Source organism: Devosia litorisediminis (assembly GCF_018334155.1).
Classification (GTDB): Bacteria; Pseudomonadota; Alphaproteobacteria; order Rhizobiales; family Devosiaceae; genus Devosia; species Devosia litorisediminis.
Genome location: NZ_JAGXTP010000001.1, coordinates 1573437 through 1588857 on the forward strand (window position 1 = coordinate 1573437; position 15421 = coordinate 1588857).

Consider the following 15421-nt stretch of genomic DNA (forward strand, 5'->3'; position numbering starts at 1 on the left):
ATAGGTGTGATTAACAAGCTGAGAGTACATTTCGGAGCAGCTGTTTTCTGCCGTAGATCGCATAGGGTGATTTACATTTCCGCTAACTCCAATACGGGAATGTGGTTGACCTCGTTTGTTGTGGCGAGGGCCCGTTTCCTAGGCTGCAAGCTGGTGATCCATCATCATTCATATGACCATGTTCTCCGCCGCAGGTCGAGCATGGTGTTGTTGGCGCGGATAGCCGGCCCGAATGCTGTCCACGTTGTTCTCGGACAGAAAATGGCGGCTGACATGCGCCTAAGCACTCCAGAGGTAGGTAAGATAATCGTCCTCAACAATGCCGGTCTAGTGGAGAAGAAGCTCCTATCCCTCCCAGAGAATAGTGGGTCAAAGATTGTGCTTGGGCACTTGAGCAATCTGACTGCCGAAAAGGGGATTTCGGAAGTGGTGGAGCTCGCAATCAGGCTAAGGGAAATGAGTTTACCGGTTCGGCTAGTGATTGCGGGTCCAGCTGGTGACCACGCGGCACGAGACGCGATTTCTTTAGCCCGGAGGATTCTTGGTGAAGATTTCAACTACAAAGGTCCAGTTCATGGAAATGACAAGATCCGATTCTTCTCAGAAATTACGCATCTTATCTTCCCAACGCGTTACAAAAATGAAGCTTCTCCAATTGTGTTGCTTGAGGCAATGGCTGCTGCAGTCCCGTGCATTTCAAATATGCGCGGTTGTATCTCAAACGATTTGGGGAAGGAGGGCGGTGTTGTAGTTGAAGATGCTCTTAAGTTTACGTCTTGCGCTATCAACTATCTCACTACCCGCAACCTAGAAACTGCGTCCTCAGCAGCGCGTAATAGGTATATCACGCTGAAGCACGAATACGATGTTCAGTTCTCGAACCTATTACGAATTCTTACTGTCTGACCGGCCTCTTTTCTGATGACGCACTGGTGGTGTGACGTTGCCCCCAACTTCTATCCAGCGTGATGGAGACTCTGTCGGTTGTTTTGGCCGATCTGGCGGGGTTGAGCGACGGGAGCTGCCGCGGAGCTGGTCATTGAGCGGAGCGGCAGGTCCCGTCGCGGGTTGAAGGTGTCGGCATATTCGGCAGGCGTCATCCAACCCAGCCGCGAGTGAGGCCGGTGCAGATTGTAGTCGGCGCGCCATGACGCCACGGTTGCCCGCACGTTGGTGAGCGATGGGAACAGGGTCTCGTTGAGCAGCACGTCCCGCAGCCGACCGTTGAAGCTCTCGATGAAGGCATTCTGGATCGGCTTGCCCCGGGCAATGTAGTGCCAGTCGATCTTCATGCGGTCAGCGAAGCCCAAGATGGCATTGGACGTGAACTCAGTCCCGTTGTCGCTGACGATCATCTTGGGTCGTCCTCGGCTGGCCATGAGAGTCTCCAGCTCTCTGGCAACGCGCAGACCAGACAGCGAAGTGTCGGCAACCAGGGTCAGGCATTCGCGTGTGCAATCATCGACTACCGTGAGCACCCGGAAGCGCCGACCATCTGTCATCTGGTCGGAGACGAAGTCTAGGGACCAGCGATCGTTGGGCGCCAAGGGGATCAACATCGGCGCCCTGGTTCCCATGGCGCGCTTGCGGCAACCACGGCGGCGCACCATCAGCTTCTCTTCGCGGTAGATCCGGAACAGCCGCTTGTGATTGACCTGATACCCTTCCCGCCGCAGCAGGACGTGAAGGCGCCGATAGCCGAACCGTCGCCGCTCATGGGCAATGGCCTTCATCCGCTCGCGCAGCACGATGTCATCGGTTCGAAGCGTCTGGTAGCGCATCGTCATCCGGCAACATCCCAACACCCGGCACGCCCGCCGCTCGCTCATCCCATAGGCAGTCTGGAGATGGGCGACAGCATCCCGCTCGGCGGCGGGCGCTACCATTAATGGGATGACCTGCCCCACCCTCCGAGACATTGTTGATGTTTGATCAATGGAGGAAGCAAAATGATCAGGAATGCACCTAAGGAAGCTGCCGTGTTCGGTGTTGATCTCGGGAAGAACCTTTTCCACGTTGTGGGCCTGGATGCGCGAGGCGGCGTTATTCAGCGCGCCAAGTTCCGGCGAGACACGGTGCTGGCCTTTTTCCAACGCGCCGCGCCAACCCTGGTGGGGATGGAGGCCTGCCCTGGATCGCAGTGGTTCGCGCGCAAGTTGCAGGCGTTCGGACACGAGGTTCGGATCGTGCCGGCGCAGTTCGTAAAGCCATTCGTGAAGTCCCAGAAGAACGACACCATCGATGCTGAAGCCATTCCCGAGGCTGTGACCAGACCAACAATGCGCTTCACACAAGTGCGGACCGTTGAGCAGATCGATGTGCAGGCTCTGCATCGGATGCGAGATCAGCTGGTCTCCAGCCGTACCCGCCTGGTCAATCAAGCCAGGGCATTCTGCCTGGAATATGGGATCGCAATGCGACAAGGCATCGGCACTTTCCGTGTCGATCTTCCGCGAATCCTTGCCGATGACAGCAATGATCTCAGCCAGGCGATGCGACAGATGCTTGCTGAAGTTCTGGACGACATCGGCCATGTCGATCACCGCATCTCTTCTGTCACCAGGCAGATTGAAGCGCTGGCCGATCGCGAGGACCGCGCCAGGCGGCTTATGACAATACCTGGCATTGGCCCGATGGCAGCGACAGCATTGCTGGCGGCTGTTGGCGACGGCCGTCAGTTCCGACGAGCTCGAGAACTCGCCGCCTGGCTCGGGCTGACGCCCAGAGAGCATTCAACGGGCGGCAAGACGACGTTGTTGGGCATCAGCAAGCGGGGAAACCGATACGTGAGGAAGCTTCTGGTCCATGGCGCGCGATCCTGCATCACTCATATGAATCGAACCAAGGACCGGATCGGCGACTGGCTTGATGCTCTGGAAAGCAGGATGCACGTCAACAAGGTCACCGTCGCCCTGGCGGCAAAGATGGCGAGGATGGCGTGGGCCATCATCGTGCGGCCCGGCGCCATATACGACAGACGAGATCCGGCTGTCGCCTAAGGGCGCCGGCCTGAAGAAAGCGAGGCTCGGGAGAGTGATGACGAAACAGTCGATCAGCGCATTGTAAGCTCTGTGTAAAAAAGCGTGCTCCTGCACGAACCATTTTCTGAGAACCATGCGCGCGGATCTCATCATGGCCTGACCGCAACAGCGGTCCACTCGCGAGAGGCCGGATACATTTAGGCGGACTGCCGTCGTCAGAACGAAATCGATCCTTGCCCGGGCGGGGCAGGTCATACATTTTTCCAAGAAGATCTTTCAGCGCGGCATTATCGAGCATGCTGTCGGCCAGCAGCTTCTTGAGCCGGGCGTTCTCGTCCTCAAGAGCCTTCAGTCGTCGGGCCTCGCTGACGTCCATGCCGCCATACTTGGCCTTCCACTTGTAGACGCTGGCATTGCTGACGCCGTGCTTGCGGCACAGGTCGGCAACTGGCACGCCAGCCTCCTGCTCTTTCAATATCCCGATGATCTGCTCTTCGGTAAACCTGGTTCGTTTCATCTCTGGTCCTTCGGATGGGGCCAGAGCCTACTTCAAACTGGATTAGGCCCAGGGGGCAACGTCAACATCGCCGCGCGAGATATCGACTTCCCGGTCCAAGACCAGCGTCACGGCCTGTCCGGCCGCGTCACGGTCGAGGTCGCCATCCATGGTGACGATGCGCTTGATCGCGGCAGGCGCGCGAGAGGCCGCGACCAGCACCTCGTCGCCGACAGCGATCTCGCCGGACGCGAGGGTCCCCGAGAACCCGCGGAAATCGAGATTGGGACGGTTGACCCATTGCACTGGGAACCGGAACGGGCTTGTGGTGCGGTCTTCTTCCACCGCGATGGTCTCGAGATAGGGCGCCAGGGCACTGCCCTTGAACCAGGGCGTCCTGGCGCTGGGGGCAAGGATATTGGCCCCACGCAGCGCCGAGACCGGAATGGTGGCCAGCGTCTTGAAGCCCAGCGGTTCGGCAAAGGCGCGGTATTCCGCCTCCATTCCGTCGAACACTGCCTGGTCATAGTCGACCAGGTCGATCTTGTTGATCGCCAGCACCACATGCTTCACGCCCACCAAGGACAAGATAAAACTGTGGCGCAGGGTCTGGGTGAAGACGCCCTTGCGGGCATCTACCAGCACCAAAGCAAGCTCGGCATTGGAGGCGCCGGTGGCCATGTTGCGGGTATATTGCGCATGGCCCGGCGTATCGGCGACGATGAACTTGCGCTTGTCGGTGGAAAAGAACCGATAGGCGACGTCGATGGTGATCCCCTGCTCCCGCTCGGCAGTGAGACCATCCACGAGAAGCGAGAAGTCGATACCCTCGTCGCCCACATGGCGGTTGTGGCTCTCCTTCTTGAGGCTCGCAATTGATCGTCCAGCACCAGCTGGCTGTCATAGAGCAGCCGGCCGATCAGGGTGGACTTGCCATCGTCGACGCTGCCGCAGGTCAGGAAGCGCAGCAGCGACTTGTCCGCCTGCTGCGCCAGCCAGAGGTCGAGATCATTATTGGGACTGGGCATCAAGGCGCTCATCAGAAATACCCTTCCTGCTTCTTCTTTTCCATCGACCCGACGGAACCGCTGTCGATCAGCCTGCCCTCGCGTTCCGAGGTGCGGCTGGCCTGCATTTCCATGATGATCGAGGGCACATCGGCCGCGTCCGAGCGGATCGCGCCGGTCAGGGGGTAACAGCCAAGGGTGCGGAACCGCACCATTTCCTCGCGCGGCACTTCGCCAGGGTTGAGCGGCATGCGCTCGTCATCCACCATCACCAGCGGGCCCGAGCGCTCGACCACGGGCCGGCGCTTGGCAAAATAGAGCGGTACGATGGGGATCTCCTGGTCATAGATATAGGTCCACACATCCAGTTCGGTCCAGTTCGAGATCGGGAACACCCGTATGCTTTCGCCCGGATTGAGCCGCGTATTGAAGGTCCGCCATAGCTCAGGGCGCTGGTTCTTGGGGTCCCAGGCATGGTGGCATTGCGGTGCGAGAAGACCCGCTCCTTGGCCTGGATCTTTTCCTCGTCGCGCCGCGCCCCGCCGATCGCCGCGTCATATTTGCCGGTATTTAGCGCCTGACGCAGCGCCGCGGTCTTCATGATGTCGGTATAGCGCGAGGAGCCATGGTCGAACGGATTGATCCCGTCGCGCACGCCGTCCAAACGCCCTGAGCCGCACTATTGTCGTTCTGGCGTGAGCGCAATCTCTGCGACCAGTCCTCTATGGTTGGATCCAAAGTGGTCGGGCATGGCCGAGATCGCGGTGAACGCGGCATTGCCCGAGACCAGAACATGATCGATAGATGCGCCGAGGTCGCCCAGCTCCACCGGCCAGGTTCCCGGCTCGAAAGCGGCGCGCTTGATCCCGGTCGCGTCGAGCAGGTCGGAGAAAGGGCCGAACCAAGCCGCAGCGTTGAAGTCACCAGCAACAAGCGTTTTTCCCTCGAGCCCATCCAGAAGGCGCCTCAGCGCATTGAACTCGCCGATCTGTTGCTCGCCAAAGTAGGGACGCAACAACTGAGTGGCGATCACATTGAGCGGCGCGCCGTCGATTTCGACACGGGCGATCACGGTCTGATGCCCGGAGGCACCCGTCAACCTTGTGATCCTAGGCTCCTTTAGGTCTAGGCGCGAGAGCATAAGCACATCGCCGCATTTTCCCTCGCCCTCCCCACCGCAACCCAGTTGAAACGGGTAGCGGGCTGCAAGAGCCTCGAGAAATGGCACGACCGGGCCGGACTCGTTGAGTAGCACCAGGTCGGCATGCGACTGCAACAGATAGTCGGCGATGGATGGACCGTTCTCGGTGTTGGAGCCCAGCATATTGAAGGCAATTATCTTGAGGTCGGGTTCGGCCGTCGCCATCAATCGCGAAGATGGCGCAAGATCGCGATAGACAAGGGCCAGAACAAAGACCGCGCCCCCCAGAAGTAGGACGCCCCGAATGCGTGCGCCGGCGACCATTAGGGCCAGGGCTATGAACACCAGAAGTGCCGTGATGTGCACCCGAATATTGCCCAGGATCATGATGAGCGGGTCTTGCCAGTCGAGATGCCCGAGCGCGATGAGGCAGGTTAAGAGGAGTCCCAGCGCAAAGACGGCGCCTCGTGTTTCCAATGCGATGGTGCGCAGCATCCCTGGCCCCTTCCTTCTTGCCGGTCAAACAAACCCGGCATTTTACTCAAATGCCAGTTTTAACCTTGGCACAGCAAAAAATCGCCATGTTCTCCGTTTGTACCAGTATACACCCATCGAGGCTAATCATGGCCTCGTGTCGGGTTGGGCGAGATGCTGCAATGAAGCGGCCGCCCCGGTGCTACCAACACCGAAGCGGCCCGACCAGAGCAACCCCTGCATAGGACAGGAGTATACTATGGCTGATCACAGCCCTAGCGCGACCACGCGCATTCTTGAAGGCGTTTTGGAAGGAGCGCTCAGCAAAGCCGGCCTGCTGAGCGCAAATTGATGATTGATCGCGAGCATGAACTATCGGTGATCCGGCAGGCGCGGGTGCTCAATATCAGCCGAAGCAGCGTCTATTACCTGCCACGTCCGGTCTCGCCCGGCGATCTGGCACTGATGCGCCAGATCGATGAACTGCACCTGGATTACCCGTTCGCCGGCGCCCGCATGCTGCGCGATCTGCTGGGTCGGGAAGGGTTTGCTGTTGGTCGACAGCATGTGAGCACGCTGATGAAGCGGATGGGCATTGAGGCGATTTGCCGCCGACCCAATACCAGCAAGCCTGCGCCAGGCCACAAGGTCTATCCCTACCTGCTGCGCAGGCTGGCGGTAACGCGGCCCAATCAGGTCTGGGAAATCGACATCACTTATATCCCGATGGCGCGCGGCTTCGTCTACCTGACGGCCGTCGTGGACTGGTTTAGCCGTCGAGTAGTGGCCTGGCGGCTCTCGATCAGCATGGACGTGAGCTTCTGCATCGAGGTTGAGGAGGCCTTGGGTAAATACGGCGCCCCCGAAATCTTCAACAGCGATCACAGCAGCCAATTTACCAGCATGGCCTTCACCGGCCTGCTGCGCGACAATGGCATCGCCATCAGCATGGACGGCAGAGGGGCACGGCGCGACAACGTCTTTGTCGAGCGGCTCTGGCGGTCCATCAAGTGCGAGGAGGTTTACCTGCGCGCCAATGACACCGTCTCGGATGCGCGAACCTCGATCGGCAAGCATCTGGCCTTCTACAATGGCTGGCGACCGCACTCGAGCCTTGACCGGATGACCCCGGACGAAGCCTACTTCAATGCGCTGATGCCAATCCTGGCAGCGGCATAACCAAGGCCAAATCCATTTTGCGAAGCCCAGATAACTGTTCAGACAAACCGAGCCATGTGTGGACGGCCCCGGTTTTGCAAGAGAAAAAGTATGGTTCGGGCGCGGTCGGGTGCAGCCATGTGTCCGGCCTCCAGATGCGGCGCACACAAATGGCCGCGGGCCTTGATGAAGTCCGCAGATTGGATCCCAATCACCTCTACGCGCACGAGGCGCTTGGCTCGGAAGGGTTCTTCCAATCCCCGGTTCGACCGGTTCGTCATCACTACTCAGTCCTCATGCACACCACTACCAAAACATGCTTGGCAATGGATAGACGTCTACGCGGCTGCCGCCACGTAAGATTGCTTTCGGGTCAGCAATGCCCAGGCGATGCGCGCCATCTTGTTGGCCAGCGCCACGGTTACAACACTTGTCGGTTTGCGTTCGAGCAGCTTGCTGGCCCAGACCTTGACGGCATGCCCCTGTCGGACAAACCGGGTGACGGCGGTCGCACCAATCACGAGAAGCCGTCGAATATAGCTATCGGCCTGCTTGCTGATACCGATTAGTCGCTCCTTGCCGCCACTGCTGTGAGATTTTGGCGTCAAACCGAGCCAGGCTGCAAACTGGCGCGATGATTTGAACAGCGTCGCGTCGGGGACCGTTGCCGCAATAGCGCTGGCCGTTATAGGCCCGACACCAGGGATGGTCGCAAGACGCTGGCTAGCCTCGTTGCTGTGATGCCAAAATCAATGATTTCCGCCTCGATCTTCTTGATCTCGGTTTTGATGGTGCCAAGCTCATCGGTTAAGCCTTGCAAGGCTCTCTTGGCCGCTTGTGGCAGGCTATCCTGTATCGCTTGCCAAGCGGCGATGACCACCTTTACCCCACCGGGGCCTCGAGGTGCGATAATGCCAAATTCGGCAAGATGGCCCCGCAAAGCATTGATGAGCATCGTCTGCTGGCGAACCAGAAGGTCGCGAACCTTGTGCAGCATCAAGACCCCCTGCTGATCAACCGATTTGATGGCAACAAACCGCATCGTCGGGCGGGTCACTGCTTCGGCGATCGCTTCGGCGTCAGCGGCATCTGTCTTGCCACGCTTCACGTAGGGCTTCACATAAGCCGGTGGCATCAGCCTGACGATGTGGCCTAGCTTCACGAGCTCTCTGCCCCAATGATGGGCCGTACTGCAGGCCTCGATTCCAACTAAACAGGGAGAGATTTTACCAAAAAACCGAAGAACCTCGCTGCGACGCAACTGTCGGCGAACAATGACGTTCCCCGTGACGCCAACGCAATGCACCTGAAACACGTTCTTCGCTAGATCCAGCCCGATCGTCGTAATCGCTTCCATGGACGGTTCTCCTCATGTGACCGATTCAAAACAGCGGCCACATCCTGCCACAAAATTCGGTGTAGGGGCCGTCCACCACATCACCTCTGTCAGCCTGCCCGGACTCGCTTGCGGGCAAACGCGACAAGACGCTGGTCGCTCTGGGCTTTGAGGGGCTTTGCCGACGGTCCGAACTTGCTGCCCTCAGAACCGAGGATGTGGTCGAGAACCGGCACGGTCAACTGGCTCTCCTCATCCGTCGGGGCAAGGCGGACCAGAACGGTGATGGCCGCGTGGTCACGTTGTCCGAAGCGACCGCAAGTGCCCTGATGGATTGGATCGCCGCCGCCGGGATCGAAGACGGTCCACTGATCCGGCCAATCTATCGTGGAAGGGCTTTGGCCCGTCACATGGCGGACTTCTCGATTTCGAGTCTGTTGAAGTCGATTGGACCGCTCGGGATGGGGTTCATCGGGGCGTCCGGTCACCACCGTTTTGAAGCGCAGCCTCACGAGCGACGTAGCTGCATGAAAACGATGATCGAATCGATTGCGCGCAGAGAGCGAGGGAATGACGAATGCATGGAGGTGTGTTTGCGGACGCCTCACATGCAGTCCATTGATCGCTATGCCCAAAGGTCCAAGTCGACGTTCTCGATGTATCTGGCGACCACATTCATCGAGCGCCAGCCACCTGCTCGCATGACTTGAATAGCACCATGTCCATCCATGGTCAGCTGCTGAGCTGCCCCCACCCGCAGCGAATGGCCAGAAACCCTTTTCGCCAATTCAGCGTCCTGTTCCCAGCGCCGCATCAGCTTCTTGAGCACCCGAGAGACCACCACCGGATCAAGGAATCGGCGAAGAACATTGTTTTGATAGATTGGCCGCAGCAAAGCCCCGTCATCGATCCTGCTCACCTTCAACCAGTGATGCACGCGCTCTGTTGTCCTGGAGGATAAAGGCGCCACCCTGCCCTCACCCGTTTGGTCATTTTTCGCCCGACGGACCAGGACCGATATACTACCCCGCTCGTTCTCCATAAGATCCTCGACACGAAGCCCGACCAATTCGGCGCGCCGGCACAGCGTGTCGAACCCGACCCGCACCAAGATTTCATCGCGTAGCCCGATAAGATCGTCGGAACATCGATCAATCAGTCGATCTCGCAGCTGGGCAGTAACACCCAGCGCCTAACTTGGACGTGATGGCTTCTTGCGCCGAGCACGCCGAACGGCAAACCTCACATACTCATCCTTGCTGGGATCGGCATGTCGCAACAGGCGATGAATACGGGCAAAGCCGCCGGCCCAGGGTGGAGGGCAGCAGACGCTGTCTCTCCTCGTTCACATACGCCACCAGTGTTTCCGCACTGGCAGGAAGCGGTGTATGATCATGGGCAATACACCAGGCTTGGAACTGCTGCATATCCATCGCATAACCCCGAAGAGTATGGTCGCTATAGGCCCCCTCGAGGCGCTCCAACGCCTTATGCCACTCGCTCATGGCAGTCGCTTTTTCGTTGGAGCGCCAGCATCATGATCCTTGGCGACGCCCACAATCTGGCGAACCTCTTCACCCGATACGACGCGGTTTTCCAAAAGCCGCTGGGCCAACCGTTCAATTGCGGCCCGGTTATCGGCAACCAGGGCGCGGGAACGCTGCATCAATTGCTGCAGACGATTTTCAAGGCTCGTGCGGCTGGCATGGTCGAGTTCATGAAGGCGCGACGCATCCACGCCAAAGGCGAGAAGTTGATCGAACAGGCCGAAACGAAACTGAGCGTCAAAAAGCAGCTGTGTCGCCATCACCAAGTCATTGCTTGCCGTAGCATCGCAATTTCCACGCACTTCGATATCGGCGGCGCGACCAGCCAGAGCAGTGGTCACAAGGTCCTCGACATTAGTCCGGTCCATATGAAATGCGCTAAGATCACTCACCATCGAGCCGCCCGAGTCACCACGCATGACGATGGAAACTGCGTTCACCGGAATACCCAGGACGTACGCGACGATGGCATGGCCGGCTTCATGGATCGCAACCCGATAAAGATCGGCGGGGCGACGACCATCTTGACCGACAATGGCGCGTTCGACGTCGTCCCCTGTGATTTCGCGATCCGCTGCCATGGCGCGTGCTTTGGCAATACCCACCCATGCCTCAATGCTGGCGGGCGTTGGCAACCCCAGGGCAAATGCAAAATCTGTCACGCGTTGAAGCTGAGAAGTAGAGAGATTTTCGCCGGCGTAGTACTGAAAGAGCGCAGCGATTTCTGGCCGGGTGCGCGGCGGGTAGACCATGACTTTTTCGCCGATGCGACCGGGGCGGAGCATGGCACCATCTATGCGCAGCGGGTAATTACTTGCCGCGAGCAAAACCACCGGATTTGAGCATCGCCGCAACGCATCTATCTTGAGCAGCACGCCGGTGATGAGCGAGGTCCACCATTGCCGATGCTCAGGGTCGAGTGAGCTGCGATCAGGCAAGGCGTCCAGCTCATCCATGAATCCGATGGTATGAGGGTGCATTGCCACTTGCTGAAAGAATTCGGCCGCGGCCCGTGTGACGCCACCCAGATTGCCATCCGACTTCTCAAACCAGGCCGATACGCTGGTGCCGACAAAGCGCCACCCGGCGCTTCGGGCAACCGCTTTGGCGATAAGCGTCTTGCCGGTCCCTGGAGGTCCTGCAAGAAGCGTGAAAGGGGCATCACGGCTCGTCAACGCGCCGGTCTTGAGTTGCTGCAAACGAACCAGCATATCGTTTGACCATTCCCGCGTCTCAGCATTCAGGGGAAGCGACGTTACCGGTGGCGTGTTCACGTCCTGGGCAAAGGCTGCCTGATGGCCCAAGGCGGCGCGGCGCAAGCGGCGCAGGCAATCGGCAGGCTTGGACCTTGGGCGCAAGGCAGCGCATAAGTCGGGCAAATCGAGCGCGGTATCCTCTTCCCGCACGCCGCGGACTTTGCAGCCCGTAATCTCGGCAATTGCTTTGCGCAGGGAGAGCAGCGTCAGGCGCTCAAAACTAAGTGTGACGTCGGCGGCCAAACGTAGCGACAATGGCACCAAACTTTCAACGTCCGTAGAGATAGCGATGACCGCACCGCCGCCACGCTGCGTCGTAATAAGAGTATCGTCCTCGCTGCTTTGAATGCTGCGCTTACCGTCGCGATAAACCTGTGCGACCACATCGGCGTAGTCGAGGCTAAGCTGGCGACGCAGGCAAGTGGCCCAGACTTCGCTTGGCACCTCGAGCAAAACGACGGTGCAAGCCTGTTGACGCAACGTCTTGTCGAGTTTTTTGCCTATCAACTGGCCCAGCGCAAGCTTGGCCAGGATTGCTGAAATATCGGACACGTCGTGTAGCGGCGTGTCCATGTTGACGAATTTTTGAGCGAGTTTACGCATGGGGTCTCCGCGGGGCTTCCGGAGGGAGCCCCATTGCAAAGTAAAAGAAATGAAAGGGTGACTGACCGAGGCGCCGCTAAACTGCGGGCGCGGGACAGTCGGGCTCGTCTGGCGCGTGGCGGGTCCAACCGGCAAGATTGGGACCCTTGCAGCCGACAAGGAAATTGGCGGCGCCGCTGCCCGAGTCAAAGGACACCGGTTCGGTCAGACGGTAGCGCCCATTGTCTTCAGCCAGAATGCCGGAAAAGCGCCATTCATGACGCAGCGTGTTGACAACCGAACCGGCGGACGGGGTGACGCGAGAACGGACTTCGGAGCCGGCATGGACAATCCATTCCCCCTCAAACTCGGTGGCCTGGGCGTTGATGCCAACTGCAAAGAGGTGATAGCGCGTGCCGTCGATTTGCTTGGGGTCCACATAGGCGGCACGCTTGGGATCACCCTCGGCACCCATGACCATGTGCAGGATCGGTACATCCTTAAAGCCAAAGCCTGAGTCTCGGGCGAGACAGAGCGCTTGAGCAACGAAAAGACGCAGCTGGCAATATTCGGGGAATGAGCCATGATCGCCATTGGGCAACGGGTGGGCGCGCTTATAGCCGGGGAGCGAGCCAACGATGAGGCCCAAAATGCGTTCGGCAACACCCGCTTGGCGCTCACTCATACGGCCCGCAGCATCACGGATTACGACGACCCGCTCATAACCCTTGAGATGGGGCGCTTGAAGACGTTGGCGGCCCTCCCCGGTTTTGCCGGTATAGGCCCATGTGTCACGCAACGCACAGTAAACGGCAGGCCCGTTGATGTCATGCGGTAGATCGCGCCGGTCGGCGACATTGACAATGAATATTTCGGGAACAAAACCGGTGCCGCCCGCATAGACGACGGAAGAACGAATCGAGACGACATTGCGGTCATTCCCGCCGGGTGCACCAGCACCAGATTCTGGTGGGGTGCCGCCCCCCGCCCCGTTTCCCGGGAGGCGTGACGGCAGGTTGATACGAGTGTGGGGTGTGACCTTGCCTGCTTCGCAGACAAAAAAGCCCGCCTCGACCATGGCCATGATGGCTTCGACGGGCGCCGGATGGCCCGGCAATACCGCGATCAACTCTTCGATGGTGGATGAGCCGGTTTCGAGGACAAGACCAAGCACACGCACCTGAACGTCAAAGGTGACAGCCCAGTGTTTGACGAGGCCAGGGGCATCAATGCCGGGGCCCGTGGGGTCGATTGTGTTGAAGACAGGAGAAACGTTCTTGCCTGCGCATGCGCAGGCGTCAAGAATGGACGCAGCCATTGTAACCTCTAAGCAGGTTGTGGTGGTCAGGCTGCCGGGTTCCGTTACAGCGGAAACCGGTAGCCGCTCTGGCGAGCGCCACCTGTTAAAAAAGCACCTTGTGGTGCCTCTGGGTTTGAAGATGGGAGGGGTGCCCGATAACGTCAAGATCCGGCTGGCGCGCCGCTGCAACTAAATGTACGAATGGTTAACACTGCATGAACGAGGTCGCAAAGTCTTGGCGCGTCGACATTTTTGCAGTAGTCCTGTCGTGATTTGCCGTTCAATCGGCTGAGCGAGCATCAAAAATCGATGTGGGCGCGATCCAGCGCAAATAGTCTTTGAGGCACTCTGCTGCCCCCAGTCAAGACGGCAACTCTTGAAAAACATAACCCACTGGCACTGACCGATTCGGCGCCTCAACACCGCCGGTTGCCCGGCAACTGGCGTGTTTTGTCGTGAGCGAAAATCGGGCCAATGTCTGATAAGGACAAATATCGAAACCACTGGCACCGCGCAGATGGTTCTACCTGGCGTGTGAGCAATCAAAGTCTACATCTGGATATCGCTCTTTGCGCATCTTGGGCTCTTTGGTAAGTACCTGTGCATCAATGAATATGGGCCGTGGAACACATGACCAGCCTCAAATTTGGCACCAGTGGATTGCGAGGCCTGGCTACAGACCTCATCGGAACAGAGGCGCGACGCTATACGACTGCGTTCTTGCGCCATCTGGACCAGATTGGCGAAGCTGCTGATACTTTGTATCTTGGTCGAGACCTGCGTTCGAGCAGTTCAACCATACTTGCAGACTGCGCAAATGCCGCATCAGCCTTGGGTATTGAAGTTGTTGATTGTGGCGTATTGCCAGCGCCCGCACTTGCCTTACATGCTATGGCGGCAGGCTCCCCAAGCCTCATGATTACTGGCAGTCATATTCCTGCTGATCGCAACGGGCTGAAGTTTTACCGTGCCGCCCGAGAGATCAGCAAGGAGGACGAAACCGGTATTATACGGCAATTAGGGGACTTCCGATTTTCTGACATTTCCGCATCCACGCTGGATAATACCGCTGCGGCTTTTGATCGCTATCTGAATAGATACAACGGATTGTTGCGCGCTGACGCGTTGAAGGGCTGGCGAGTTGGCGTTTACGAGCACTCGAGCGCGGGAAGAGAAGCTTTAGCAAAAGTCTTTGCGGCTTATGGAGCCGAGATCGTTAGGCTCGGGCGCGTCGACGACTTTGTGGCCGTTGACACTGAGGCATTTACCGATGCGGTATTTGCCCCCTTAACAGGTTGGCTCGAGCAACACCGCCTTGATGCGATTATATCTGCAGACGGGGACGCGGATCGACCACTCTTCATGGACAATCAGGGGGAGTTCGTTCGTGGCGATGTTTTGGGACTGTTGGCGGCTCAGTTCTTTAAAGCTGACACAGTGGTAACGCCAGTCACCTCCAACACCGCCATCGAAGCGAGTGCCCTGTTCCCAACTGTGATCCGTACAAAAGTAGGTTCACCCTTCGTCATCGAAGGGATGGAGAAAGCGTTGGCGAGCGGCGGACGCCGTGTCTTTGGCTTCGAAGCCAATGGAGGGACGCTTTTGGGAACTGATCTCGCCACTGACGGCGAAACCCAACTGACCGCCCTTATGACGCGTGACGCCATCTTGCCATTGATTGGGGTTTTTGCTTTGGCAGCAGAACAATCATGCTCAATTTCAGACTTGGTCAAACAATTGCCATTGCGCGTCGCACTGAGTGGGCGATTGGAAAATTTCTCGAGCCAAAAGAGCAGCGCGTTGTTGGAGCAGTTGATGGTTCCACAGTCAGCAACAGCTTTTTTTGCAGCGCGTGGATCAATCGTGCGGATGGAAGCGATCGATGGACTTCAGTTCTTCCTCTCAGACGACACCATGGTCCACTACCGCGCTTCGGGCAACGCACCAGAGTTACGATGCTACGTCGAGGCCTGCACATCCGCCCAAGCTGATAGCGCCCTGCAGTGGGGGTTGGATGCAGCAAGAATAGGAATAGCGCAGTAAATCGAGAAGATGTTGATCGCTAATGGATCGTCTGCTCTTCGACCCCCTCTCGTGCTGTTCACGCTATGACGCTTTTTAAGGCCTGAATTTCCCGCCAGCC

9 protein-coding genes and 6 pseudogenes are annotated in these 15421 nt (G+C 58.4%); 4 read left to right on the forward strand and 11 right to left on the reverse strand.

All coding sequences use genetic code 11. The annotated features are described in order from the left end of the window. The first annotated feature begins 105 nt into the window (after nucleotides 1–105). A complete protein-coding gene (locus KD146_RS07515; RefSeq protein WP_212658086.1) occupies nucleotides 106–906 on the forward strand; it encodes a glycosyltransferase in 801 nt (266 codons plus the stop codon). A gap of 50 nt (nucleotides 907–956) precedes the next feature. Here the strand turns inward: KD146_RS07515 and KD146_RS07520 are convergent. Further along, nucleotides 957–1886 (reverse strand): annotated as a pseudogene (locus KD146_RS07520) (IS3 family transposase); the annotation flags it as partial. 63 nt (nucleotides 1887–1949) lie between these two features. On the opposite strand from KD146_RS07520, the gene KD146_RS07525 reads away from it, so the two are divergent. After that, the gene (locus tag KD146_RS07525; RefSeq protein ID WP_212658087.1) at nucleotides 1950–2999 is read left to right on the forward strand and encodes an IS110 family RNA-guided transposase; all 1050 of its coding nucleotides are present in this window, start codon (nucleotides 1950–1952) and stop codon (nucleotides 2997–2999) included. Nucleotides 3000–3240: 241 nt separating this feature from the next. On the opposite strand, the pseudogene KD146_RS07530 reads toward KD146_RS07525, so the two are convergent. From KD146_RS07530 to KD146_RS07545, 4 genes and pseudogenes are all read right to left on the reverse strand, one after another. Continuing rightward, a pseudogene (locus KD146_RS07530) lies at nucleotides 3241–3498 on the reverse strand (transposase); the annotation flags it as partial. Between the two features lie 63 nt (nucleotides 3499–3561). Next, nucleotides 3562–4505, reverse strand: a pseudogene (locus KD146_RS07535) (sulfate adenylyltransferase subunit 1); the annotation flags it as partial. A gap of 11 nt (nucleotides 4506–4516) precedes the next feature. Further along, nucleotides 4517–5145 (reverse strand): annotated as a pseudogene (gene cysD, locus KD146_RS07540) (sulfate adenylyltransferase subunit CysD); the annotation flags it as partial. A gap of 18 nt (nucleotides 5146–5163) precedes the next feature. Then, a complete protein-coding gene (locus KD146_RS07545; protein WP_212658088.1) occupies nucleotides 5164–6120 on the reverse strand; it encodes an endonuclease/exonuclease/phosphatase family protein in 957 nt (318 codons plus the stop codon). Between the two features lie 285 nt (nucleotides 6121–6405). Here KD146_RS07545 and KD146_RS07550 point away from each other — a divergent pair. Further along, a pseudogene (locus KD146_RS07550) lies at nucleotides 6406–7278 on the forward strand (IS3 family transposase); the annotation flags it as partial. Between the two features lie 317 nt (nucleotides 7279–7595). On the opposite strand, the pseudogene KD146_RS07555 reads toward KD146_RS07550, so the two are convergent. The 6 genes and pseudogenes from KD146_RS07555 to KD146_RS07580 all read right to left on the reverse strand — a co-directional run bounded on the left by KD146_RS07555 (nucleotide 7596) and on the right by KD146_RS07580 (nucleotide 13296). Beyond that, nucleotides 7596–8614, reverse strand: a pseudogene (locus KD146_RS07555) (IS110 family RNA-guided transposase). 89 nt (nucleotides 8615–8703) lie between these two features. Beyond that, complete coding sequence (locus KD146_RS07560; RefSeq protein WP_212658089.1) at nucleotides 8704–9228, reverse strand: hypothetical protein; 525 nt, start codon at nucleotides 9226–9228, stop codon at nucleotides 8704–8706. Further along, nucleotides 9219–9782, reverse strand: a complete 564-nt coding sequence (locus KD146_RS07565; protein WP_212659148.1) for a tyrosine-type recombinase/integrase — start codon at nucleotides 9780–9782, stop codon at nucleotides 9219–9221. The genes KD146_RS07560 and KD146_RS07565 overlap by 10 nt, the downstream gene beginning before the upstream one ends. Before the next feature lie 61 nt (nucleotides 9783–9843). Continuing rightward, nucleotides 9844–10098: a site-specific integrase gene (locus tag KD146_RS18550; RefSeq protein ID WP_212658090.1), complete on the reverse strand. Its 255-nt coding sequence runs from the start codon at nucleotides 10096–10098 to the stop codon at nucleotides 9844–9846. Beyond that, nucleotides 10095–11999 (reverse strand): AAA family ATPase, encoded by a 1905-nt coding sequence (locus tag KD146_RS07575; RefSeq protein ID WP_212658091.1) that lies wholly within the window; start codon nucleotides 11997–11999, stop codon nucleotides 10095–10097. The genes KD146_RS18550 and KD146_RS07575 overlap by 4 nt, the downstream gene beginning before the upstream one ends. Nucleotides 12000–12075: 76 nt before the next feature. Further along, complete coding sequence (locus tag KD146_RS07580; RefSeq protein WP_212658092.1) at nucleotides 12076–13296, reverse strand: DUF4357 domain-containing protein; 1221 nt, start codon at nucleotides 13294–13296, stop codon at nucleotides 12076–12078. A gap of 612 nt (nucleotides 13297–13908) precedes the next feature. Here KD146_RS07580 and KD146_RS07585 point away from each other — a divergent pair. Then, nucleotides 13909–15321 (forward strand): phosphohexomutase domain-containing protein, encoded by a 1413-nt coding sequence (locus tag KD146_RS07585; RefSeq protein ID WP_212658093.1) that lies wholly within the window; start codon nucleotides 13909–13911, stop codon nucleotides 15319–15321. The last annotated feature ends 100 nt before the right edge of the window (nucleotides 15322–15421 follow it).

Coding starts and splice junctions, on each gene's coding strand:
- KD146_RS07525 (WP_212658087.1), top strand. CDS start 1,950: ATGATCAGGAATGCACCTAAGGAAGCTGCCGTGTTCGGTGTTGATCTC.
- KD146_RS07545 (WP_212658088.1), bottom strand. CDS start 6,120: ATGCTGCGCACCATCGCATTGGAAACACGAGGCGCCGTCTTTGCGCTG.
- KD146_RS18550 (WP_212658090.1), bottom strand. CDS start 10,098: ATGAGCGAGTGGCATAAGGCGTTGGAGCGCCTCGAGGGGGCCTATAGC.
- KD146_RS07575 (WP_212658091.1), bottom strand. CDS start 11,999: ATGCGTAAACTCGCTCAAAAATTCGTCAACATGGACACGCCGCTACAC.
- KD146_RS07580 (WP_212658092.1), bottom strand. CDS start 13,296: ATGGCTGCGTCCATTCTTGACGCCTGCGCATGCGCAGGCAAGAACGTT.
- KD146_RS07585 (WP_212658093.1), top strand. CDS start 13,909: ATGACCAGCCTCAAATTTGGCACCAGTGGATTGCGAGGCCTGGCTACA.